The organism is Micromonospora sp. NPDC048842, from assembly GCF_040649935.1.
Lineage (GTDB): Bacteria > Actinomycetota > Actinomycetes > Mycobacteriales > Micromonosporaceae > Micromonospora > Micromonospora hortensis.
Genome location: NZ_JBEZGK010000008.1, coordinates 69,460 through 89,845, shown reverse-complemented (window position 1 = coordinate 89,845; position 20,386 = coordinate 69,460). Strand labels below are relative to the sequence as shown.

Annotated in this window: 19 protein-coding genes and 1 tRNA gene; 9 read left to right on the top strand and 11 right to left on the bottom strand. The window is 71.0% G+C overall.

Features of this window, described 5'->3' with window-relative positions; genetic code table 11:
* Position 1: 1 nt before the first annotated feature.
* The gene (locus AB0C19_RS13770; protein ID WP_357184160.1) at positions 2-1,009 is read left to right on the top strand and encodes a helix-turn-helix domain-containing protein; all 1,008 of its coding nucleotides are present in this window, start codon (positions 2-4) and stop codon (positions 1,007-1,009) included.
* Positions 1,010-1,226: 217 nt separating this feature from the next.
* On the opposite strand, the gene AB0C19_RS13765 is transcribed toward AB0C19_RS13770, so the two are convergent.
* The 8 genes from AB0C19_RS13765 to AB0C19_RS13730 all read right to left on the bottom strand — a co-directional run bounded on the left by AB0C19_RS13765 (position 1,227) and on the right by AB0C19_RS13730 (position 9,774).
* Positions 1,227-1,691 carry a hypothetical protein gene (locus AB0C19_RS13765; protein WP_357184157.1) on the bottom strand — a complete coding sequence of 155 codons (465 nt, stop codon included), beginning with the start codon at positions 1,689-1,691 and terminating at the stop codon, positions 1,227-1,229.
* Positions 1,692-1,719: 28 nt separating this feature from the next.
* Entirely contained in the window at positions 1,720-3,672 is a 1,953-nt protein-coding gene (locus tag AB0C19_RS13760) for a VWA domain-containing protein (protein ID WP_238683502.1), read from the bottom strand.
* Positions 3,673-3,674: 2 nt separating this feature from the next.
* The gene (locus AB0C19_RS13755) at positions 3,675-5,135 is read right to left on the bottom strand and encodes a sigma 54-interacting transcriptional regulator (RefSeq protein ID WP_357184154.1); all 1,461 of its coding nucleotides are present in this window, start codon (positions 5,133-5,135) and stop codon (positions 3,675-3,677) included.
* Positions 5,136-5,190: 55 nt separating this feature from the next.
* Complete coding sequence (locus AB0C19_RS13750; protein WP_357184151.1) at positions 5,191-6,267, bottom strand: hypothetical protein; 1,077 nt, start codon at positions 6,265-6,267, stop codon at positions 5,191-5,193.
* A 76-nt stretch (positions 6,268-6,343) separates the two neighbouring features.
* Positions 6,344-6,994 carry a response regulator transcription factor gene (locus AB0C19_RS13745; RefSeq protein WP_238683505.1) on the bottom strand — a complete coding sequence of 217 codons (651 nt, stop codon included), beginning with the start codon at positions 6,992-6,994 and terminating at the stop codon, positions 6,344-6,346.
* On the bottom strand, positions 6,991-8,235 hold the full coding sequence (locus AB0C19_RS13740; RefSeq protein WP_357184146.1) for a histidine kinase: 1,245 nt from the start codon (positions 8,233-8,235) through the stop codon (positions 6,991-6,993). Before AB0C19_RS13740 ends, AB0C19_RS13745 begins: the two co-directional genes overlap by 4 nt.
* A 55-nt stretch (positions 8,236-8,290) precedes the next feature.
* Positions 8,291-8,797, bottom strand: a complete 507-nt coding sequence (locus AB0C19_RS13735; RefSeq protein WP_124854064.1) for a hemerythrin domain-containing protein — start codon at positions 8,795-8,797, stop codon at positions 8,291-8,293.
* Positions 8,794-9,774 carry an aldo/keto reductase gene (locus AB0C19_RS13730; protein ID WP_357184142.1) on the bottom strand — a complete coding sequence of 327 codons (981 nt, stop codon included), beginning with the start codon at positions 9,772-9,774 and terminating at the stop codon, positions 8,794-8,796. The genes AB0C19_RS13735 and AB0C19_RS13730 overlap by 4 nt, the downstream gene beginning before the upstream one ends.
* Before the next feature lie 70 nt (positions 9,775-9,844).
* Here AB0C19_RS13730 and mgrA point away from each other — a divergent pair, with 70 nt between their 5' ends.
* A complete protein-coding gene (gene mgrA, locus AB0C19_RS13725) occupies positions 9,845-10,840 on the top strand; it encodes an L-glyceraldehyde 3-phosphate reductase (RefSeq protein ID WP_357184139.1) in 996 nt (331 codons plus the stop codon).
* A 27-nt stretch (positions 10,841-10,867) separates the two neighbouring features.
* Here mgrA and AB0C19_RS13720 read toward each other — a convergent pair whose 3' ends face one another.
* The gene (locus tag AB0C19_RS13720; protein WP_357184136.1) at positions 10,868-11,797 is read right to left on the bottom strand and encodes a lytic polysaccharide monooxygenase; all 930 of its coding nucleotides are present in this window, start codon (positions 11,795-11,797) and stop codon (positions 10,868-10,870) included.
* A gap of 124 nt (positions 11,798-11,921) precedes the next feature.
* On the opposite strand from AB0C19_RS13720, the gene AB0C19_RS13715 reads away from it, so the two are divergent.
* The 7 genes from AB0C19_RS13715 to AB0C19_RS13685 all read left to right on the top strand — a co-directional run bounded on the left by AB0C19_RS13715 (position 11,922) and on the right by AB0C19_RS13685 (position 19,749).
* Positions 11,922-12,044: a 50S ribosomal protein L36 gene (locus AB0C19_RS13715; RefSeq protein WP_030490864.1), complete on the top strand. Its 123-nt coding sequence runs from the start codon at positions 11,922-11,924 to the stop codon at positions 12,042-12,044.
* A 768-nt stretch (positions 12,045-12,812) separates the two neighbouring features.
* The gene (locus AB0C19_RS13710) at positions 12,813-14,561 is read left to right on the top strand and encodes a carbamoyltransferase N-terminal domain-containing protein (RefSeq protein ID WP_357184133.1); all 1,749 of its coding nucleotides are present in this window, start codon (positions 12,813-12,815) and stop codon (positions 14,559-14,561) included.
* Positions 14,551-15,876, top strand: a complete 1,326-nt coding sequence (locus AB0C19_RS13705) for an MFS transporter (RefSeq protein ID WP_357184129.1) — start codon at positions 14,551-14,553, stop codon at positions 15,874-15,876. The genes AB0C19_RS13710 and AB0C19_RS13705 overlap by 11 nt, the downstream gene beginning before the upstream one ends.
* Positions 15,866-17,086, top strand: coding sequence for a hypothetical protein (locus AB0C19_RS13700; protein ID WP_357184126.1), 1,221 nt, complete (start codon positions 15,866-15,868; stop codon positions 17,084-17,086). Before AB0C19_RS13705 ends, AB0C19_RS13700 begins: the two co-directional genes overlap by 11 nt.
* 49 nt (positions 17,087-17,135) lie before the next feature.
* Positions 17,136-18,101 carry a hypothetical protein gene (locus AB0C19_RS13695; RefSeq protein ID WP_357184123.1) on the top strand — a complete coding sequence of 322 codons (966 nt, stop codon included), beginning with the start codon at positions 17,136-17,138 and terminating at the stop codon, positions 18,099-18,101.
* Positions 18,094-19,398 carry an ATP-grasp domain-containing protein gene (locus AB0C19_RS13690; RefSeq protein ID WP_357184120.1) on the top strand — a complete coding sequence of 435 codons (1,305 nt, stop codon included), beginning with the start codon at positions 18,094-18,096 and terminating at the stop codon, positions 19,396-19,398. The genes AB0C19_RS13695 and AB0C19_RS13690 overlap by 8 nt, the downstream gene beginning before the upstream one ends.
* 90 nt (positions 19,399-19,488) lie before the next feature.
* Positions 19,489-19,749, top strand: a complete 261-nt coding sequence (locus tag AB0C19_RS13685; protein ID WP_124854055.1) for a YciI family protein — start codon at positions 19,489-19,491, stop codon at positions 19,747-19,749.
* Between the two features lie 49 nt (positions 19,750-19,798).
* Here the strand turns inward: AB0C19_RS13685 and AB0C19_RS13680 are convergent, their stop codons facing one another.
* Together AB0C19_RS13680 and AB0C19_RS13675 are read right to left on the bottom strand one after the other, a co-directional pair.
* On the bottom strand, positions 19,799-20,068 hold the full coding sequence (locus tag AB0C19_RS13680; RefSeq protein ID WP_357184699.1) for an SdpI family protein: 270 nt from the start codon (positions 20,066-20,068) through the stop codon (positions 19,799-19,801).
* Positions 20,069-20,261: 193 nt separating this feature from the next.
* Positions 20,262-20,334, bottom strand: a tRNA-Ala gene (locus AB0C19_RS13675).
* Between the last annotated feature and the right edge of the window lie 52 nt (positions 20,335-20,386).

The following is a 20,386-nucleotide window of genomic DNA, read 5'->3' as shown; positions in this document are numbered from 1 at the left end:
CATGCGCAATAATCGGGCCATGAGCGCTGGCCCGCACCGGATCGCCGTACTCGCCCTGCACCAGGTGGTTGGCCTGGACCTCGGCACCCCGTCCCAGGTCTTCAGCACGGCCCGGGCGGCCGACGGCACACCCTTCTACGACGTCCGGGTGTGCACTCCGGGCGGACGGCCGGTGCGCAGCACCGCCGGCTTTCAGGTGGTCCCCGACCACGGGCTGGAGCTGCTCGACACAGCGGAAACGGTGATCGTCCCGGGCATCCACGACGGCACCGCGTTGACAGCGGGCACCGTCGAGCCGGAGGTGACCGAGGCGCTGGGCGCGGCCTACGAGAGGGGCGCCCGGATCATGTCGATCTGCACCGGAGCGTTCGTGCTCGCCGCCGCCGGGCTCCTCGACGGGCGGCGGGCGACCACCCACTGGGCGTACGCCGAGCGGTTCCGCCGCCTGCACGACCGGGTGGACCTTGATCCGGGCGTGCTCTTCATCGCCGACGACCGGGTGCTCACCTCGGCCGGAGTCGCCGCCGGCATCGACCTCTGCCTGCACGTCATCCGCCTCGACCACGGCAGCGAGGTGGCCAACCGGGCGGCCCGCCGCTGCGTGATGCCACCGTGGCGCGACGGCGGTCAGGCGCAGTACATCGAGCAGCCGGTGCCGAAGGCAACCGACACCAGCACGGCTGGCGCCCGGGAGTGGGCGCGGCAGCGGCTGCACGAGCCGATCGCGCTGCGCGACCTGGCCGAGCAGGCACGGATGAGCGTGCGCACCTTCACCCGACGCTTCCGGTCGGAGACCGGCCTGAGCCCGGCGCAGTGGCTGCTGCAACAGCGCACCGACCACGCGAGACTGCTGCTGGAGACGACCGACCTCACCGTCGACCAGATCGCCCACCACTGCGGGTTCGGCACCACCGCCGCCCTACGCCAGCAACTCCACCAACGCATCGGCGTGGCCCCGTCCACCTACCGCCGCACCTTCCACCCCCGCCCAGCCCTAACCCAAACCTGACCCCGCCCCGACCCCGAGCCCGCCCCCGCCCCCGCCCCCGCGATCTTGCATTTACTGTTGTTTACTTGCCCTCTTATGCCACTTTTGTCGGCGGAGGGATTGGGGTGGGGTGGGCGGCACTAGTGCGAGCGTGATGTCTGTGGGTCATCGTGATGACTCACAGACATCACGCTCAATTGGGCAAGACCTGCGACGCCGACCGGCCGATCGGCGTCGCTCAGGACCGGAGCTCGTGCAGTTGGGCCTGGTGCTTGGGCAGGTGCACCCGGGTGTGCAGGTCCAGGGTGCGGGACCAGGGCAGTGGCTCGTCGACGACGAGGTCGAAGCCCTCGCGCAGGTGCGTCTCGACCGGGGTCTCCGCTGCCAGGCCGAGCTGGTCGACCAGCCCGCACAGCCTGTCGCTGGTGCCGTGCAGCAGCGCGGTCAGGCCACGCAGACCACAGTGCTCGGCGGCGAGCGCGTCGAGCTGCGGGCGGTGCATGTCCTCCGCCAACTCGTAGTAGGCGAACGGCGACCCGGCCAGCAACGCCTCGGTGGCCTGGATCATCAGCTCGTCGTTGGCGACCAGATGCGCGACGATCTGCTCGGCACTGAGCTGCCCCTCCGGAGCCGGACCGAACCCGCCAGCGTCGACCTCAGCGAACAGGGCACCGTAAGCCCGCCGCAATCCCCCGCTCTCCATCCCCCCAGTCAACCCGCCGCGGCGGGAGTTAGCGGCGCGATTGGCGGGAGCGGAGGTAGTCGCTGACCACGTACTCGCCCAGGTCGTCGGTGTCCGGGGTGAACATGCGGCCCCGGCTGCGGCGGGCCACCGCGTCGACGAAGCGCCGCAAACCCGGGTCGTCGCCGAGCATGAACAGGTTGAGCGTGGCGCCGTAGCGGCTCAACCGGTCCACCTCGCGGACCGTCGCCTCGATCGTCTCCGGCAGCGGCGGCCAGTGGAACAGCGCCTCCCCGTCGTCCGGGTCCAGGTGCGCGGTCGGCTCGCCGTCGGTGACCACCAGCACGATCGGCTCGGCGTCCGGATGCCGGCGCAGGTGCCGGCCCGCCAACCGCAGCGCGTGCTGGAGGTTGGTGCCCTGCTCCATGTCCGGCTCCACTGCCGCCAACTCCTGCTGGGTGAGCGTCATCGCCTCCCGGCCGAAGCCCACGATCTGCAGGGCGTCCTGCGGGAAACGTGTCTCCATCAGGTGTGCCAGCGCCAGCGCCGTCTGCTTCATCGGCCCCCAACGACCCTGAGAGATCATCGAGTACGACAGGTCGACGCAGAGCACCACAGCGGCCGAAGCACGCCTCTCGGTCTCCACCACCTCGAAGTCGTCCACAGAGAGCTGCACCGGGACCGTCGGCCCGGCGCGACTGACCGCCCGAGTCAACGTCCGGACCACGTCCAACGGTTGCTCATCGCCGTACTGCCAGGGCCTGGACGCGCCGCTGACCTCGCCCGCCGCACCGGCCGAGCGCAGGTCGTGCTGGCCGCGCGGTCCGGCGGTCAGCTCCGCGAAGACCTGCCGCAGCGCGGTCCCGCCGAGCCGGCGCAGCGCCTTCGGGCTCAGTGTGAGCCCCTCCGCGTCCCGGCTCACCCAACCCTGGCGGCGCAGTTCCCGCTCCAGATCGCGCAGCCGGCGAACGTCGTCGGCAGCGTCCCGGCCCAGCGTGCGCGCCACCGCGTCGACGTCCACGTCGTCGAGGGTCGCCCCCGGGTGTTCCTGGTCGAGCTGGTCCAGCAGGTCGTCCAGGTCACCGATCTCACCCAGCGCGCCGGCCGCGTCGGCGTAATCCAACGGCTGGTCGCCGCGGACCCGCTCACCCCGACCCCAGCGCAGATCGGGTCGCAGCGCCCGCAGGTTCGCGTCGAGCGCTGACAACTCCCCCGCGAGGCGGTCGCCGAGCGACTGCTGCATGAGGCCGGCCAGCTCGGCGCGCTGCCGCTCGGAGAGCGAGTTCATCAGCCGCTCACCGGCCGCCGCCCGGCGGGCCAGCACGTCGATCAACTCGTCGACGTTCTCCGGCTTCTCCGGGAAGAAGTCGCCGTGTCGGCGCATGAACTCGGCGAACGCGTCGGTGGTGTCCTCCGCGCGACCGTGCCGGGCGAGCAGGTCGTTCAGGTCGCCCATCATCTCGGCGAGCCGCTGCTGGGCGGCCGGGTCGGCGGAGGCGCGCACCGCGTCGCGCAGCCCGGCGAAGCGCTGGCCGAGCACGTCGTCGCGGAGCTGGTCGAGGATCTGCTGGTACGAGCGGCGCGCGTCGTCGCTGGCCCACTGGTAGCCGGACAGCTCCTCCACCGCCCGCGCGGTCGATCGGGGCAGATTGTCCAGCACCGCCTCGGCGAACCGCGCGGCGTCGTCGTCGCGACCCCGCAGCTCGTCCCGTTCGGCGGCGAGAGCCTGGTCGAGGAGAGCCTGGGCGCGGGTCACCGCCCCGTCCAGATCGCCCCTGCGCAACGCCTCCCGGCGCAGCCGCCGAGCCCGGGCGGCCAGGTCGTCCAGGCCACCCCTACCCTGCGGCCCACGGCGCAGCAGGTCACGCAGCGCCTCCCGCAGGCTGCCGCCGGCCAGCACCTCGGCACCGACCGCGTCCACCGCCTCGCGCACGTCGTACGGGGGTGCGAGCGGGTCGGGCCCGCCGTTCCACTGCCCGTAACGGAACCGGTTGCCGGCCATGGTCAGCCCCGGCCGCCGTAGACGGTGCGCCCCGAGTCGGTGACGTCCTTGCCGAGCCGGCGGGTCAGGTGCAGCCCCTCCAGCACGAACTCGACGGCCGCAGCAGCCTCCTCGGAGGTGGGAGCGTCGCCCAGGTCGAGCCGGTCCAGAACCTTCGCCAACCCGGGTACGGTGCCGACCTGGCGCAGCAGCTCGGCGGCGCTGACCAACTCGCCGGTCTCGATCGCGGCGCCGTCCTCGACCAGTGCGGTGAACCCGGACAGGTCCAGCCCGGCCAGGTGGGCCCGGAACGTCTCGGCGGTCGCGGTACGCAGCAGGTGCGCCAGGATCTCGATCTCCCGGCCCTCCTCGCCGCTCTCGAACTCGACCTTGCCGCGCAGCGTGCTGGTCACCGACACCGCGTCACCGACGCGGGCAACGGCGGCCTCGGGGCGTCCGTCCGGGGTGTCGGAGGCGGCGAGCAGACCGGCACGACGCAGCGCGGCACCGGCGACCGTCTCGGCGGCGGCGATGGCGAATCGAGCGGAGACACCGGAGCGCGGGTCCACCGACGGCGACTCCCGCACGGCGCGGGCGAAACGGGCCAGCACCTCCAGCACGTGCTCCGGCACCTCGGCGACCAGGTCGGCCTCCTGGCGGATCAGCGCCAGCTCCAACTCCAGGTCGACCGGGTAGTGGGTGCGGATCTCCGCGCCGAACCGGTCCTTGAGGGGGGTGATGATCCGGCCCCGGTTGGTGTAGTCCTCCGGGTTGGCGCTGGCCACCAGGAGCAGGTCCAGTGGCAGACGCAGCTGGTAGCCGCGAACCTGGATGTCCCGCTCCTCCAGAACGTTGAGCAGCGCCACTTGGATCCGCTCGGCCAGGTCGGGCAGCTCGTTGACGGCGAAGATGCCCCGGTTGGTGCGCGGCACCAACCCGAAGTGGATGGTCTCCGGGTCGCCGAGGGTGCGGCCCTGGGCGATGCGGATCGGGTCGACGTCACCGATCAGGTCCCCGACGCTGGTGTCCGGGGTGGCCAACTTCTCCCCGTACCGCATCGAGCGGTGCAGCCAGCCGATCGGCAGATCGTCGCCGGCCTCGGCGACCTGGGCGCGGGACGCCGGGGTGAGCGGGTGCAGCGGGTGCTCGTTGAGCACCGAGCCGGGCAGAACAGGGGTCCACTCGTCGAGCAACGCGCCCAGCGAGCGGATCAGCCGGGTCTTGCCCTGGCCGCGCTCGCCGAGCAGCACCATGTCGTGCCCGGCGAGCACTGCCCGCTCGACCTCGGGCAGCACCGTGTCGTCGTAGCCGACGATGCCGGGGAAACGGGTCTCGCCGGAGCGCATCCGGGCGAGGAGGTTGTCGCGGAGTTCCTGCTTGACGGTGCGGTACTGGTGACCGGCCGCCCGTAGCGCGCCGAGCGTGCCGGGCAGGTCGGCCGGTGGAACCGGGATTACCGAGGTAGGCGCAGTCACCCGACCCACGCTAGCTCACATCCGCAGGGGTGCCCCGGGCATCAGGGAGCACCCCCACTCCCGCTCAACCCCGGTCGCAACGCCGGCAGGTCCCGCGGCGGCGCAGGTGGTACGCGTAGGTGGCCGCGCCGAGCGCAACGCCCCACACCGGCCAGAGCAGCATCGGCGCCCCGGTAATGCTGAGTCCGCCGGTGAGTTCCCAGAACTTCGGGTTGCTGAGCAGCCCCAGCGAGGCCGCGGTAACGGAGATAGCGACCACTGTGGCGGGCACCACAGCCAGCTTCACCGGCACCCGCCGGCCCGCGAGCCCGAGCATCCAGCGTGGGAACCGCTCGCCCCAGCGCTGCACCAGGCCGAGGGTGAGGATCGCGCCGACGGTGGCGAACGCGGCCAACCCGAACCCGGCCCAGACCAGCCCGGTGTCCTGCATCTCGGTCAGGAACTCGCGGGAGATGCCGAGCGGGATACCGGCCGCCCAGGCGAACCGGGTCAGCGCGTACGTGAACGGGATGACGGCGGCGATGCCGGCGGCCCACCGGCCCCAGCGGATGGCGGCGGTCGGGGTGGTCCACCCTCGGTCGGTGTGGTTGCGGCCGCAGCCCACGCAAGCCGCGGCGGTACGGCGCTGCCAGGCGAGCACCGCACCGGCCAGCAGCAGCCCGCCGGCCAGCGCCGCGAACCGGCCGAACAGCGCCCAGTTGAAGATGTCGGCGTAGTCGACCGGCGGCCACCCGAACGGCGCACCGACGATCAGTATCGGCAGGTAGCCGAGGACGACCAGCACCCGGACGTCCGGCACGACCAGGACGAGCACGAACGCGACCGCCCAGCCGTAGCCGGCGAGCAGCGCCCGCAGCGGGCCGGGTGGGCGCGCCGCCGGGCGGCTCATGGCCAGGGCAGCCACGGCTGCGGTGAGCAGTACGCCGGCGAAGAGCGGGGTGGCCACCTCCACCGGCACGAGGCGCAGCAGGCTGACGTCGCCGCCGTGAGGGTCGTTCGGACCGAACGGGTAGCCGGCGCCGGTGAGCATGCCGACCAGGGCGAGGACGCCCCACAGGCCGAGCCAACCGGCGGCCAGTGGGGCGAGCCGGTCCGGCCAGCGGGAGTCGGTACGAGATGGGGAAGCAGTGATCGTTGTCATGCTCTCAGCCTCGACGGACAGCCGCCGGATTCCCTCCCGGCAAGCGGTGAACCCGCTCCCCCGGTGGAGGGACAGATCAGCCGGACGGGGTGACGAAGCCGGACTCGTAGGCGGCGATGACTGCCTGCGTACGGTCGCGGACGCCCAGCTTGGCCAGCACGTTGCCGACGTGCGTCTTGACCGTCTCCACCCCCACCACCAGGTGCGCGGCGATCTCCGGGTTGGACCGGCCGGTGGTCATCAACCGCAGCACCTCGGCCTCGCGTTCGGTGAGCCGGGCGGCGGTCAACCGGTCGCCGCCCGCCGGCCCGTACGCCCCGACGAGTTGGCGGATCGCGGCCGGGAAGAGCAGTGACTCGCCGGCAGCGACGACCCGGACCGCCTCCACCACCTCGGCGGGCCGGGCCCGTTTGAGCAGGAAACCCGAGGCGCCGGCGCGTAGCGCCTCGTAGACGTACTCGTCGTTGGCGAAGGTGGTGACCACAAGCACCCGGGGTGGGTCGGCGGAGGTGGCCAGCAGGTGCCGGGTGGCCTGGATGCCGTCGATGCCGGGCATCCGCACGTCCATCAGCACCACGTCGGGCCGGTGCCGGGCGACCAGCGGCGGCACCTCGGCGCCGTCGGCGGCCTCGGCGAGCACGTGCAGGTCGGGTTGGGCGTCGATGATGGCCCGCAGCCCTACCCGGATCAGCTCGTCGTCGTCGACGATCAGCACTCCGGTGGTCATGTCGTCTCCTCGTACGGCAGGCGGGCCCGGATCAGCCACCGGTCGCCGTCCGGGCCCACAGTGAGCCGGCCGCCGAGCAGCAGCACCCGCTCCCGCATACCGTCCAGGCCTCGACCGCCCCGCCCCCGCTGGGCTCGGTCGGGGTGGCGCACCGCGTTGACCAGCTCCAACTCCAGCGCGTCGCTGTGCAGGTCCAGGCGTACCGTCACCGGCCCGTGGCCGTGCCGGGCCGCGTTCGTCAGTCCTTCCTGGACGATCCGGTAGCCCTCCCGGGAGACCACAGCGGGCACCCGGGCCGGGTCGCCGGCGCGTTGCGCGTGCACGGCAAGGCCGGCCGCGCGGGCGTCGGTGACCAACCGGTCCAGGTCGGCGAGGGTACGCTGCGGCGCCACCACGGGCCTGTCGCGTCCGTTCTCCCGGAGCAGCCCGAGTACGTGGTCGAGGTCGTCCATCGCGGTCCGTCCGACGTCCTCGATGGCGGTGAGCGCCCGCCGGACGAACTCGGGGTCGGTGTCGAGGACCTCGCGGGCGGCTCCGGCCTGGAGGGTGGCCACTGTCAGCGCGTGACCGACCGAGTCGTGCAGCTCCCGGGCCAGCCGGTTGCGTTCGGCGAGCCGGGCGGCCCGTGCTTCGAGGGCGGCGATCCGTTCCGCCTGAGCCGGGCCGAGCAGCACCGGTGCCATGGATCCGGCGAGCGCGCCGAGCCCGGCGACGGCGTAGCCGAGGCCGACCAGCAGGAGCACCCCGGTCACTGTCAGCCAGCCGCTGTCCTGCCCGTCCAGTGGCCCGAACTGTTCCCTGCTGGTCAGCTCGGTGCCGATGCCGAACTGTTGGGCGATGAACGCCAGCGCCATCGGCAGGGCGCTGAACAGCGCGATCATCACCACGGCGCCGACGATGAGGTGGGTGGCGATCCAGAGCGCGCTGCGCAGTCGGGTCTCCCGGTCGCCGTGGTGTCCGGGCGCGGGTTCGGGCAGGTCGACGCCGAGCAGGGCCCGCACGGCGGCGATCTCCAAGGCCCGGCTGCCGTCCACAAGCAACGGGACGACGGCGATCAGTACGGCGATGACCAGCAGGACGTAGACCAGTGGGCGCGGGATCTCCGAGTCGGCGAGCAGTTGGGCGAAGGTCACCGCGAGCAGCCCGTACGGCAGGGCCAGCACGCCGCCGAGCAGCAGGAACACGCCGCGTCGCCAGGTGGTGCCGGCGACCAGCGGGGCCAGCGCCGCTCGGAGGGTCACCTCGTCATTCTGCTGCCCGCAGGGGTCCCGCCGACTCCCCCGTGCCGGGGAGATCTCAGCGGTGGTCGGCGACGTACTGCTGCGGGTCCTTGTCGCGGAACGGCAGGTTGCGGCCGTTCTTGTGCTCGCCGTAGAAGGTGAGCCAGCGTTGGCCCAGCTCGGCGCGGAGTTCGGTGCTGGCGTGCCGGCGGAAGTCGGGCAGCGCCTCGTCCTCCTCCTCGGCCAGGTGTTCGCTGTTCTCCCGGCGGGCGGTGCCGACCGCCTCCCACCACTGATCCGAGCCGACCGGGTGCAGCTTCGCCTCGGCGACGGCGTCGCGGATCTTGTTGTGGTCACCGATCGCGTCGGCGGTCTCGTCCTCGCCGTCGTCGCCGTGCTTGACCAGGTGCGGGTAGAGGATCGCCTCCTCCGCCTCGGCGTGGATGTCCAGGTGCAGGGCGAGGGCGTCCCAGATGGCGAGCATCTCCTGCTCGTCGCGGGCGTCGTCGAGGCGGGCGAAGCCACGCCGGAAGGCGGCGTGGTCGTCCAGGATCAGCGCGGTGATGTCGTCCACTGTGCTCACTTTCCGGTTGGTCTGCCGAACCGGGCACGCAGCATCGCCGGCATCGCGGCGAGTCCGGTGATCGGGCGGAAGCGTTTCGCGGCCTCGGCCAGCGCCGTGTACTCGTCGTCGGCGAGGTCGATGTCGGCGGCGGCGGCGTTGCGTTCCATCTGCTCGACCCCGGACGCCCCGGGGATGGCGAGCACGTTCGGGTGGCGCAGCAGGTAGGCCAGCGCGATCTGACTGGGGGTGGCGTCGTGGGCGTCGGCGACCTGGCGCACTGTGTCGATCAGGGCCGCGCCGCGCTCCAGGTTCTCCGGAAGGAAGTACGGGTTGGCGCGCCGGACCGCGCCGGTCGGCGGGTTCTTGGCGTCGTATCGGCCGGAGAGGAAGCCCTGCGCCAGCGGGCTGTACGCGATTACCACCCGACCGGCCTGCCGCGCGTACGGCAGCAGGTCCTGCTCGGGTGCGCGGTCCAGCATGCTGTAGCGGACCTGGTTGCTGAGCACCCGCCGGCCGAGTGCCGCTTCGGCGACCTGCCAGCGGCGCAGCCCGTAGTTGCTCACGCCGACCTCGCCGACCAGCCCGACGTCCTGCAGGGTCCGCATGCCGCGCATCGTGGTGTGGTCGGCGACAAGCGGGTTGGGCTGGTGCACCTGGTAGAGGTCGATGCTGGTGACGCCGAGCCGGGCCGCCGAGGCGACCGCCCGCTGCTGCACCACTGCGGCCACCGGCAGCACCGGCAGGATCTTGCTGGCGATGACGACCTTCGGCCGGTCGTCGCCGAGGGCCGCGCCGAGGATGCGTTCGCTGCGCCCGAAGCCGTAGATCTCCGCGCTGTCGAAGACCGTCACGCCCAGCTCGACGGCCCGCCGGACGATCTGCGCCGCCTGCCGCTCGAAGTCCGGGCCGTACCCCCATTCCCGGGAGCCGAACTGCCACGTGCCCAAGCCGATCTTGGACAGCGGTTTGGGGGTGTCGAGCGCAATGAAACGCATGGCATCGAAACTACCCCGATGTCCCGGTTTCCACGCCCGATCCGCGCCACGCTGGGCCGGAGCTAGGCTCATGATCGTGACTTACCTCGCTGCGGATGACCGCTACGACACCATGACCTACCGGCGCAGCGGACGCAGTGGCCTGCGGCTGCCTGCCGTCTCGCTCGGTCTGTGGCACAACTTCGGTCCGGACCGCCCGTTCGAACGGCAGCGCGACATCGTCCGCCGCGCCTTCGACCTGGGTGTCACCCACTTCGACCTGGCCAACAACTACGGCCCGCCGCCCGGTTCGGCGGAGGAGAACTTCGGCCGGATGCTCGCCACCGACCTGAAGCCGTACCGGGACGAGTTGGTCATCTCCAGCAAGGCCGGGTACCTGATGTGGCCCGGCCCGTACGGCGAGTGGGGCTCGCGCAAGAACCTGATCTCGTCGCTGGACCAGTCGTTGGGCCGGATGGGCTTGGACTACGTCGACATCTTCTACTCGCACCGGTTCGACCCGGACACCCCACTCGAGGAGACGATGGGGGCGCTCGACGCCATCGTCCGCTCCGGCAAGGCGCTCTACGTCGGCATCTCGAACTACAACTCGGAGCAGACCACGCGGGCCGCCGCGATCCTGCGCGAGCTGGGTACACCGCTGCTGATCAACCAGCCGTCGTACTCGATGCTCAACCGCTGGACCGAGTCCGACGACCTGCTCGACACGCTGGAGCAGGTGGGTGCGGGCTGCATCGCGTACAGCCCGTTGGCCCAGGGCCTGCTGACCGACCGTTACCTGGGCGGCATCCCGGCCGACTCGCGGGTTCGCACCAGCGTCTTCCTCAACGAGAGCGACCTCAGCGAGGAGAAGATGGCCACCATCCGTGGTCTCGGCGCGGTCGCCGACCGGCGCGGCCAGTCCCTCGCCCAGCTCGCGTTGGCCTGGGCGCTGCGTGACCCGCGGATGACCAGCCTGATCATCGGGGCGAGCAGCGTCGAGCAGTTGGAGACGAACATCGCCGCGCTGGACAACCTCGACTTCACTGCCGACGAGTTGGCCGAGATCGAGCGCCACCTGGGCTGAACGCCGCCGGGTCCCGGGCGGGTCGGATCACCAGATCCGGCGTCGCCCGGCCCGGTGGTTGCGCACCTCGCATTGCCGGCCCACAGGTGCGGCGGCGCTTCGGCGTCGCCGTCCGGCACCGATCAGCAGCAGCGCCAGGAGCAGCACGGCGGCGGCACCGGCCAGCACCGGCCACCGACCGCCGAGGTTGGTCACCGACGCCACCGGCACGCCCGGGTCGACCGCCGCCGCCACCGCCGTCTCGGTGGCGGCCGGCCCACTCGCCGCGGTACGCGGCGCGCTCGTCGTCGCGGCGACCTTCGCCGGGGTGGCGGTGGCCGTGGCACCGGTGGCCTTGGCGCTGCGGAACACCACGTCCGAGCAGGAGTAGTAGGTGTCCGGCGTGTTGGAGTTCTGCCAGATCGTGTAGATCAGGTGTCGGCCGCTGCGGCCCGCCGGCAACCGGCCCGCCAACTGGTACGCCCCGGCCCGCACCGGCGGGTCGGTCAGCGTCAGAAACGGGCGCGATTCCAGATTCGCCCAGGTCAGCTTCTTGCGGGGGTCGTAGTCGGGCGTGGTGACGTAGAGCCGGAAGGTGCCCCGGTGCTCGATGGTGGTCCGGTACCGGAAGGTGAACGTCGCGCCGGTGGTCAACGTGGTGCTGGGCCAGTCGGTGCGGGGAAGGTCGAGTCCCCGGTACGCGGACAGTCCGCCGCTGCACAGCTCACCATCCGGGATCCGTTCCCGATCTCGCCCGTTGACAGTGGAAACGCGCACGTTGTCCCATTCGCGGACCGCCGCGCCGGCCTTGACCGCCGCCCGGCAGGCGCTGGTGGCCGCGTACCGGCCCTCGGGGCCGCAGGCCGCTGCCCGGCTGATCGGGTCGGTTGGGGCACCGTGGGCGGCTGCGGGTGTGGCGGCCAGGGGCACTGTCGCGGCAGCGACCAGCACCGTGGCGAGGAGCCGGCGTACGGGCATGAGGGTGACCTCCGCCCAGTGGTACGGCTGTGGGATGCCAAAGGTTCGACGCTGACCGGCCGGGAATCCTGCGGGTGGGTGTGGCGTTTCGATACTCGGAACCGCTAGCACCGAGGAGGCAGAGATGAAGGTACGTAGCTCGTTGCGTGCACTGAAGCAGAAGCCGGGTTCGGTGGTGGTCCGCCGTCGCGGCCGGGTGGTCGTGGTGAACCGCGCCAACCCGCAGTGGAAGAGCCGTCAGGGCTGATCTAGCCCTTAGCGGACATCTAGTCGCCAACGCCCTGACCGGGTCATCCGGTCGGGGCGTTTTGCGTGCTCGGGTGTGACCAACCGGCCTGGGACAATTTTCGAGAGCGATTTTTTTGACCCGGGCCCGCAGGTTGCGCGGGCTTGGTGGCCGTCGCTCAATCACGCCCGTTCATTGTTGCCGCAACGGCTCGATGGACCGCTTGGGCAATTGTCGGGTCGGAGAATCTGGCTCTCGCGACGCGCTCGGCGCGGCGCAGTTCCGAGCCGAGCCGGAGTGGATGCGTCGATTGCAGGATATCGCGTATCCATCGCTCAAGATCCGCTTCGTCCACCGGAGGGCTCCCGGACCGCGCGGCACCCCCGGTCGAAGATAGACGCCAACTGGCCTCATTGCCACTCATTAATCCCCCATGCACGTCACAGCCATGCTGAGCTGCTGATATGCCGCCCTGGGCGCCATCGGCGGCGATCGGGCTCAACCCCAACCCTGACAGCCGACAGCGCTAAGTTACCAACTCGTAACGCGCGAATTTCAGATGGCGGAAATTCCATATCCCATTATGCCCATAGGCATTGCGGTATCTTGAAGAGGGCTTCCAGCAACCCCTTCCTGGTCCGACGCCGCCCACGAAGCGCATCGAGGAACGACACTCCCCTATCCACGTATCAAGGGCACCCGATCGATGGTCGGCAATGACCTAGGGGTTGACTTGGCGGCGGAACATCGATAGGACTTTTAAGTCGCCGAAAATGGGGGGAAGCAGCTATGCGTATTACGTGCGGAGTAAAGCTCACACAGAGCGGGGGCGTTGCTCTGTTCCAGGACGACGTGTTGGAGTTCAACGTCGAGGCGCAGAAGCTGGAGAACAACCGTCGATACAGCGACGTGGACGATCTCACGTTGATCGCCCGGATCCTGGGCGACTTCGGGTACAAGGTCTCCGACGTCGACCAGTGGGCACTGGACGGCTGGGACGGTGCCGTCCACGGGCAGGCCCACCGGCTCAACAACGGCAGTCCGGTCGACGTCGGCCTGGCGCCCTACCGGGAGACCGAGCGGGTGCCGAATCCGGCACAGCCGGGCCACAGTGGCGAGTTGCCCATCGGCGACGCCACAGTGCCGTACGTCAGCCACGTGCACGTGGCGAGCCACCTCGCCGCCGCGTACAGCACGAGCCCCTTCGCCCGACGGGGCGAGCCGAGCCTCGTCCTGGTCTGGGACGGCGGTTGCTTCCCCCGGCTCTACGCGGTGGACAAGGACGGCCACGTCGAGCCCGGCGGCGAGGTCTTCCCGCTGATCGGGCACTTCTACTCGATGGCCTCGCAGCACTTCGGGCCGTACAGCCGCGACAAGCTGTCCCGCAACGTAGACGACCTCTCGGTGGCCGGGAAGCTGATGGCCTACATCGCCTTCGGCACCGCCCGGGAGCCGATCAAGCAGGTCCTCGGGGAGTTGTTCCACGAGCACTTCGAGGCCAACAGCCCGGCCGTCCGCAAGTACCGCGAGGAGATCATCGGCTGCGGTAGCACCGGCGAGCCCTCCCACGCCTACGTCCACGCCTATCTGGAGGACGTCCGTCGGCGCACCGACCAACTGGGCGTCTCCGACGATGACGTGCTCGCCAGCGTGCACGAGTTCATCGAGGAGCTGCTCGTCGAGCGACTGGTGGCCAAGGCCGAGTCCTGGAAGGGCGACGGTCCCTGGAACCTCTGCTTCGCCGGCGGCTGCGCCCTGAACATCAAATGGAACAGCGCCATGCGGGCACACCGGGCCATCCGCGAGATGTGGGTGCCGCCCTTCCCGGACGACTCGGGTTCGGCCGTCGGCACCGGCGCCATCCTGGTCAGCGGAGAGCAACGGCTGGCGCCGATCTCGTGGAACGTCTTCGCCGGCCCGGACCTCGTGCACAACTCGCACGTTCCGGCGGGCTGGACGGTGGCGCCGTGCCGACCTGAGGAGCTGGCCCGGCTGCTGCACCGCACCGGTAAGCCGGTGGTGGTCCTGCACGGCCGCGCCGAGCTGGGCCCTCGCGCACTAGGGGCGCGCAGCATCCTCGCCCCGGCCGTGGACCCGGCGATGAAGGACGAGCTCAACCGGATGAAGCGGCGGGAGAGCTTCCGGCCGGTCGCACCGATCTGCCTGACCGATCAGGCTCCGGAGGTCTTCGACCCTGGCACCCCGGACCCGTACATGCTCTTCGACCACCGGGTGCGCCCCGACTGGGTGGACCGGATCCCGGCGGCGATCCACCTCGACGGGACCGCCCGGTTGCAGACGGTCAGCGCAGAGGACAACCCGATGCTCGCGGCCGTCCTGCGCGAATACCACAAGTGGAGCGGGATCCCGGTGCTCTGCAACACCAGCGCGAACTACAACGGCCGCAGCTTCTTCCCCGACGTGGTGTCGGCGATGCAGTGGGGCCAGGTCGACCTCATCTGGAGCGAGAACGCGCTGTACCGCAGAGTCACCTCGTCGGACGCGGCAGCGGGCGTCACCGGTACCGGTGTCAGCTGACATTCGGCGCCTGCCGGAGGGTGGGGGCGTCGGCGCGCCTCCGCGCCCCCCGCTGCGGGAGCCGGCCTTCCGTACCCTCTGGCTGGGCGACCTGGCCGCTCGGTCGGCACACCAGATCACCGCCTTCGGGTTGCCCCTGCTGGTCGTGACGGTGCTTGCCGGCAGTGGCACCCAGGTGGGTCTGGTCGGCGCGGCCCAGTTCGTGCCGGTGCTGGCGTTCTCCCTGCTGGTGGGCACCTGGACCGCCCGTACCTCGCTGCGCTGGATCCTGGTCACCGGCAACGCGGCCCGCGGCGTCGTGCTGTTCGGCATCGGGGCCCTGGCCGCCACCGACCGTCTGGTCTTCACGGCGCTGTTGGTGGGCGCTTTCCTCATCGGCTCGGCGGCGGTGCTGCACGACATCGGGTCCCAGGTCACCGCGCCGCGGTTGCTGGACGGCGACCGGCTGGTCGCCGGCAACGGTCTGTTGCAGGCCACCACGTCGGTGACCCAGATGGCAGGGCCGGCGGCGGCGGGATTTCTCGTGCAGTCCGCCGGCGCCTCCTGGGCCGCCGTGGTCACCGGGGCACTGTTCTGCGCGGCGGCGATGGCGATGGCGGCCCTCCCCGCTCGGGCGCTGCGGCCGGCGACCGACCGGGGCGACGCGCCGACGATCCGGGCCGGGCTGGCCTACGTCTGGCGGAGCCGACCGATCCGGGACCTGTGCGTGCAGTCGGCCCTCTTCAACCTGCACGAGCAGGCCTTCGCGACCGTCTTCCTGGTGTACGGCGTACGCACCCTCGGGCTCTCCGGTGGCCTGATCGGCCTGGTCATCGGGCTCGGCAGCGTCGGGGCGCTGGTTGGTTCCCTCGTCGCCGGGCGGGTCGGAGCCCGACTGCACCTCGGCTGGGCGCTGACCGTCTCGATCACGGTCGCCGCGCTCGGGTTGCTGCTGGTGCCCGGGCTCGCCGCGGCCGGCACGGCGACAGTCCTGCTCGGGGCGGGCTTCGTGATCAACGGGGCGGCTCTGGCGATCTACAACGTCCTGGCGGTCACAGTGCGGCAGCAGGTCCCCCCACCCGTCCTGCTCGGCGCGGTGACCGCGAGCTACCGCATCGCGGCCTTCGGCTCGCTGCCGGTCGGGGCGCTGCTCGGCGGGGTGTTGGCCGACCTGGCCGGGGCGACCGCGGCGGTCTGGGTGGTGGCCGTCTCGCTCACCGTCTCCTCGCTGCTGCTGTACGCCTCTCCGCTGCGCAGGGCGGCCCAGATTTCCGAGGTGCGGGCCCTCGCGGACACGACGATTCGGAAGGAACGGTCCATCCGGCATGGCGACTGACGTGACCGACGGCATCGACGCCGTCGACGAGGAGACCTGGGCCCGGCTGGCCGCCGACGCCGAACCCGACGCGGCCCACGGCTACCTGCGGTTCCGCGAACGGTTGGAGCCGGGCACCGCGCTGCTGGTCACCGCCGACGACGAGCGGGGGCCGGTTGCCGCGATCCACGCGGTCACCGCCGTGGCCGGGACGGGCCTGTTCAGCCACCCGTGGAAACTCCTCACCGAGGAACAGTTCCTCCGGCTCACAGCGGCTGACGACGCGACCCGGATCCGCGCCGAGCACCGGGCCCTGCTCGGCGCGCTCGGCCCGGACGCACCGGAGTCGGGCGATCTCGCGGACTGGCTCACCACCACCGTCGGAGAGCCGCTCGTCGTCCGCACGTACGACAGCAGTCCGCTGTTCACCGCCCCCGACGTCGACATCACCCGGCGGCGGCAGGCCGGCCGGGAGGTGGTGGCGGCCCTCCAGGACCTGGTCCGGCAGGGCCGCGCGGGAGCGGTGGTCCTGCCGTACGTGGCCACCGACGACGAGTTGCTGCGTGACCTGCTGGAGGCCGCCGGCTTCGTCCGGGGCTCGGTCACCGCCGCGTCCGCGCTGCACCTGGGCGGCTACCCCACCTACCAGGCGTTCCTGGACGGGCAGAACGCCGAGACGCGCCGCAACTACCGACTGGCCGAGCGCGAGGTGACCCGGGCCGGGCTCCAGGTCCGCGAGGTGCCGCTGGCCGAGCACGTCGACCGGATCGTGGACCTTGAGGCACGCACCGGCGAGCGCAACGGCGCGGCACCGAACCGACAGCAGTTGCGGGCGGCCCGCGCGTACCTGGCGGCGGTGCTCCCCGGGGCGATCCGGGTCGCCGTGGCGGGCCGGTCCGACGCCGAAGTTCTCGCCTGCACGGTGCAGATGTACGGCCGGCACGGCTGCTGCACCCTCGGCTACGGCAGCGACTACGACGTCACCGGTACCAGCGTCGCCTACCACCACCTGGTGTTCGGGCAGCCTGTCGAGTCGTGCATCCGGGCCGGCGTGCCCCGCTACCGCCTCGGGTTCGAGGCGTTCGCTCCGAAGTTCCGCCGAGGCGCCCGGGTCGCCAAACGGGAGCTGTGGCTGTGGACACCCGACGAGCGACGGCGGGAGTCGTTCTCCCGACTCCTCCGCTTCCTCGACGAGCGCACCACCGGCCACCTGGCTGCCTACGTCCGCTGATCCCCTTCATCCCGCGTCGCATCCGACGCACGACCATCGGGAGACCGACATGCCGCTGGCCCCTCGTGCCATGGTGATCTCGCTGCAGAAGACCGGCACCCACCTCATGCAGGGTCTGATGACCAACCTGGGGTACAAGATGGCCGGGGTGCCCCGACCGACCCCCCGCAACACCCCGGAGTTCACCGCCGCGCAGCGACGTCAGATCGCCGCGCTCACCCTGTCGAAGTCCGACTACGACGAGCTGTTGGAGCTGGAGGGCACTGAGGAGTACCTGCTCCGCACCCAGGATGCCTGGTCCGCCCTGGGCTGGCACTGGCAACGCCGACTGGGCCAGCACGTCGTCAACCGGTACGGGCAGACCCGCTTCGACTTCGCCGACTCGGTGATCACCAACCCGCACCTGCCGTACTCCCGGTTCGCGGACACCCCGGCCGGGCTCTGCTGGATCTTCCATGAGCTGGACATCAGCAAGGTGGACGGGTCCTTCTTCGCCGAGTGGGTGGAGACCGCCACGCCGCCGCTGGTCTACAACTACCGCGATCCGCGCGACGCCCTGGTGTCCATGGTCAACTTTCTGGAGGGGCGGACCCGCGAGGGGTACGGCAACTTCTACGAGTTCGACATCTTCCACCGCATCCTGACCTCCCTGCCGACCTGGGAGGAGAAGCTCGACTACGCGATGCGGGACACGTCCTTCCTCGGCCGTGACCAGTTCGAGAGGGGGTTGTGGCTGCTGCGCCACCCCGACGTGTGCAAGGTCAGCTACGAGGATCTGGTAGGTGAGCGCGGCGGCGGCTCCCGGCAACGCCAACTCGAGGCCGTGGACCGGCTGCTGAAGCACGTCGGGTCCACGGCGGACGCCGAGGAGGTCGCCGGCAAGGTCTACGACCAGAGTTCCTGGAGTTTCTTCCGGGGCACCACCGGCACCTGGCGGGAGCGGTTCACCAAGCGCAACGAGGCCCGTTTCACCGAACTGTTCGGCGACATCCTGGAGCAGTACGGCTATGAGTGAGGCCCGCGCCTTCCTGCTGCTCGGCGGTTACCGGGTCATCGCCCGCAACTGGGGCTTCCTCGCCGACCTCGCCGGTCGAGGGCTGCGCATCCTGCTGATCACCTCGGAACAGTGGCGGGCCGACACGACGGCCGCCATGGCCCGGGGCGAGGGCCCCGGGACGTACCTCACCGACGCGGCCTTCGTCACCGGCGAGGTCGGCATCGAGGGCAGTTTCACCTCCGGTGTGGTCGCCCACGTCCAGCGCTGGCAGCAGGAGTACGACATCGTCGGGGTCTACGCCGCTGGCGAGATGCTCGTCGAGCAGACCGGGATCGTGGCGGACGCGCTCGGCCTGCCCGGGCCGGGCGTCCGCGCGGCCCGGGTGTGTCGCAACAAGTACCTGCAACGGTTCTACCTGCCGCAGTGGAGCCCCCGGCTGGTCGTCGTCCCACCGCAGGGGCGCGCCGGACTCGACGTGGGCTCGGTGCGGTTCCCTGCGGTGCTGAAGCCCTCGGGCCGGCGGTCGAGTTCCGGGGTCCAGGCGGTTCGCGACCCCGAGGCCCTGCCCGCGCTGCTCACCGAGTACCCGGCGGCGGAGACCCTGCTGGTCGAGGAGTACGTCACCGGCGCCGAGTACTCGGTGGAGGCGGTCGTCCAACACGGTCGGATCGTCTTCGAGTCGGCGACTGAGAAACGGACCACCGAGGACGGCTCGGACTGGTTCGTCGAGATGGCCCACACAGTGCCCGCACCTCCCGGCGCGGAGCACGACAGGCTGCTCGCGGCCAACCGCGACATCGTGGGCCGGCTCGGTCTGGTCGCCGGCATCGTGCACACCGAACTCCGCCTCGACGGGGACGGCCGGCCGGTCCTGATGGAGGTGGCCGCCCGTACTCCCGGCGACGGCATCATGCCGCTCTACCACCTGGCGACCGGTCGGGCGCTGGAGCAGACGATCATGGAGGTGGCGCTCGACGAGCCGGCGGCGCACCCTCCACCCCGACGGTACGCCCGCCAGGTCTACCTGCCCCAGCCGACCGGCACGTTGCAGGACGTGAAGCTGCGCTGGCCGGACGTGGAGCCGCAGTGGGTGCCGGAGGGGCAACCGTGGCCGGTCATCACACCGGGCGAAGCCGACGACCCGCCCGCCCTGCGACACGTCATCGTCCTCAAGGAACGCGGGGCACGCCTCGGTGAGCTGCGCGAATCCGGTGACCGTGGGGTGACGTTCCTGATCGACGCCCCGACCCTCGACGACCTCGACGAGCTGGAGCGGCAGGTGAGCGCGGCAATCGACATCATCGTCGATCCCTGACCACCACCGACGGACGTCCACGACTAGACGGTGGTGGCGCGCCGGATCGACTAGGGTGCTTCGAAAGATCGCCCCGATGAGGAGGAACCGGTGTTCATCTTGGAGCTGTCCTTCGGCGACGAACCCGACCGACTCGCCGCCCGACCGGCGCACCGGGAGCGGCTCCAGGCCCTGCACCAGGAGGGCCGGCTGGTCATGGCCGGGCCGTTCGCCGACGACTCCGGAGCACTGCTGATCTTCGACGTCCCGGACGCCGAGGCGTTCGCCGCTGTCGTCGCCGAGGACCCCTACTACCGCACCCCCGGGGTGACGATCGTCAGTCAGCGGGAGTGGTCACCGATCGTCCGGTAGCGAGGGCTTCGACGATGCCCTGCCTACCACTGCCGGGTTGCCGACCGATTCACGACTCGTCGTCCACGGCGAGCGCAGCACGGTTGCCGACATAGCCCAGGTAGAGCAGGTAGGGCACGACCAGCACGGCGAGCACCAGGACCGCCGCGATCACCGGCGGATCACCGAATGCGGCGCCGAGGATGACCGGCAGCGGGGAAACGACGGCCAACAGCATCCCGGTTCGATGGAAGGGGCGCTCGACCCGACGGTGTGCCGCGTACCAGTGCTCGGTCGATCTCATGGTCGCTGTGGTCCGCACCCCGGGGCTGCGGTACATGTCGACCGACGGCCGCACTGACGCTCTGGCGGTGAATGCGACAAGCCATCCGAGGAATGCGTAGACCACCGAGATGAACGCTCCAGCCAGCAAAGGCCACCTCCTGACGCATCAGTTGCTGTCAGCGTAGGTCCCCGTCGACATCAGCAAAACGCCCTGGTCGGATTATCCCGACCAGGGCGTTTCTCAAGGGTGGAGCCGAGGGGACTCGAACCCCTGACCCCCACACTGCCAGTGTGGTGCGCTACCAGCTGCGCCACGGCCCCTTGCTGTCGTCCCGGTCGCCCGGGGCACTGGGAAACTATACACAGACCGGCC

Excerpts from the sequence above, each read along its gene's own strand:
- AB0C19_RS13770 (WP_357184160.1), top strand. The coding sequence starts at position 2 with ATGCGCAATAATCGGGCCATGAGCGCTGGCCCGCACCGGATCGCCGTA.
- AB0C19_RS13715 (WP_030490864.1), top strand. The coding sequence starts at position 11,922 with ATGAAGGTACGTAGCTCGTTGCGTGCACTGAAGCAGAAGCCGGGTTCG.
- AB0C19_RS13750 (WP_357184151.1), bottom strand. The coding sequence starts at position 6,267 with ATGACAACGATCACTGCTTCCCCATCTCGTACCGACTCCCGCTGGCCG.
- AB0C19_RS13680 (WP_357184699.1), bottom strand. The coding sequence starts at position 20,068 with ATGTACCGCAGCCCCGGGGTGCGGACCACAGCGACCATGAGATCGACC.
- AB0C19_RS13710 (WP_357184133.1), top strand. The coding sequence starts at position 12,813 with ATGCGTATTACGTGCGGAGTAAAGCTCACACAGAGCGGGGGCGTTGCT.
- AB0C19_RS13760 (WP_238683502.1), bottom strand. The coding sequence starts at position 3,672 with ATGGCCGGCAACCGGTTCCGTTACGGGCAGTGGAACGGCGGGCCCGAC.
- AB0C19_RS13745 (WP_238683505.1), bottom strand. The coding sequence starts at position 6,994 with ATGACCACCGGAGTGCTGATCGTCGACGACGACGAGCTGATCCGGGTA.
- AB0C19_RS13765 (WP_357184157.1), bottom strand. The coding sequence starts at position 1,691 with ATGGAGAGCGGGGGATTGCGGCGGGCTTACGGTGCCCTGTTCGCTGAG.
- AB0C19_RS13690 (WP_357184120.1), top strand. The coding sequence starts at position 18,094 with ATGAGTGAGGCCCGCGCCTTCCTGCTGCTCGGCGGTTACCGGGTCATC.
- AB0C19_RS13720 (WP_357184136.1), bottom strand. The coding sequence starts at position 11,797 with ATGCCCGTACGCCGGCTCCTCGCCACGGTGCTGGTCGCTGCCGCGACA.
- AB0C19_RS13695 (WP_357184123.1), top strand. The coding sequence starts at position 17,136 with ATGCCGCTGGCCCCTCGTGCCATGGTGATCTCGCTGCAGAAGACCGGC.
- mgrA (WP_357184139.1), top strand. The coding sequence starts at position 9,845 with ATGATCGTGACTTACCTCGCTGCGGATGACCGCTACGACACCATGACC.
- AB0C19_RS13730 (WP_357184142.1), bottom strand. The coding sequence starts at position 9,774 with ATGCGTTTCATTGCGCTCGACACCCCCAAACCGCTGTCCAAGATCGGC.
- AB0C19_RS13700 (WP_357184126.1), top strand. The coding sequence starts at position 15,866 with ATGGCGACTGACGTGACCGACGGCATCGACGCCGTCGACGAGGAGACC.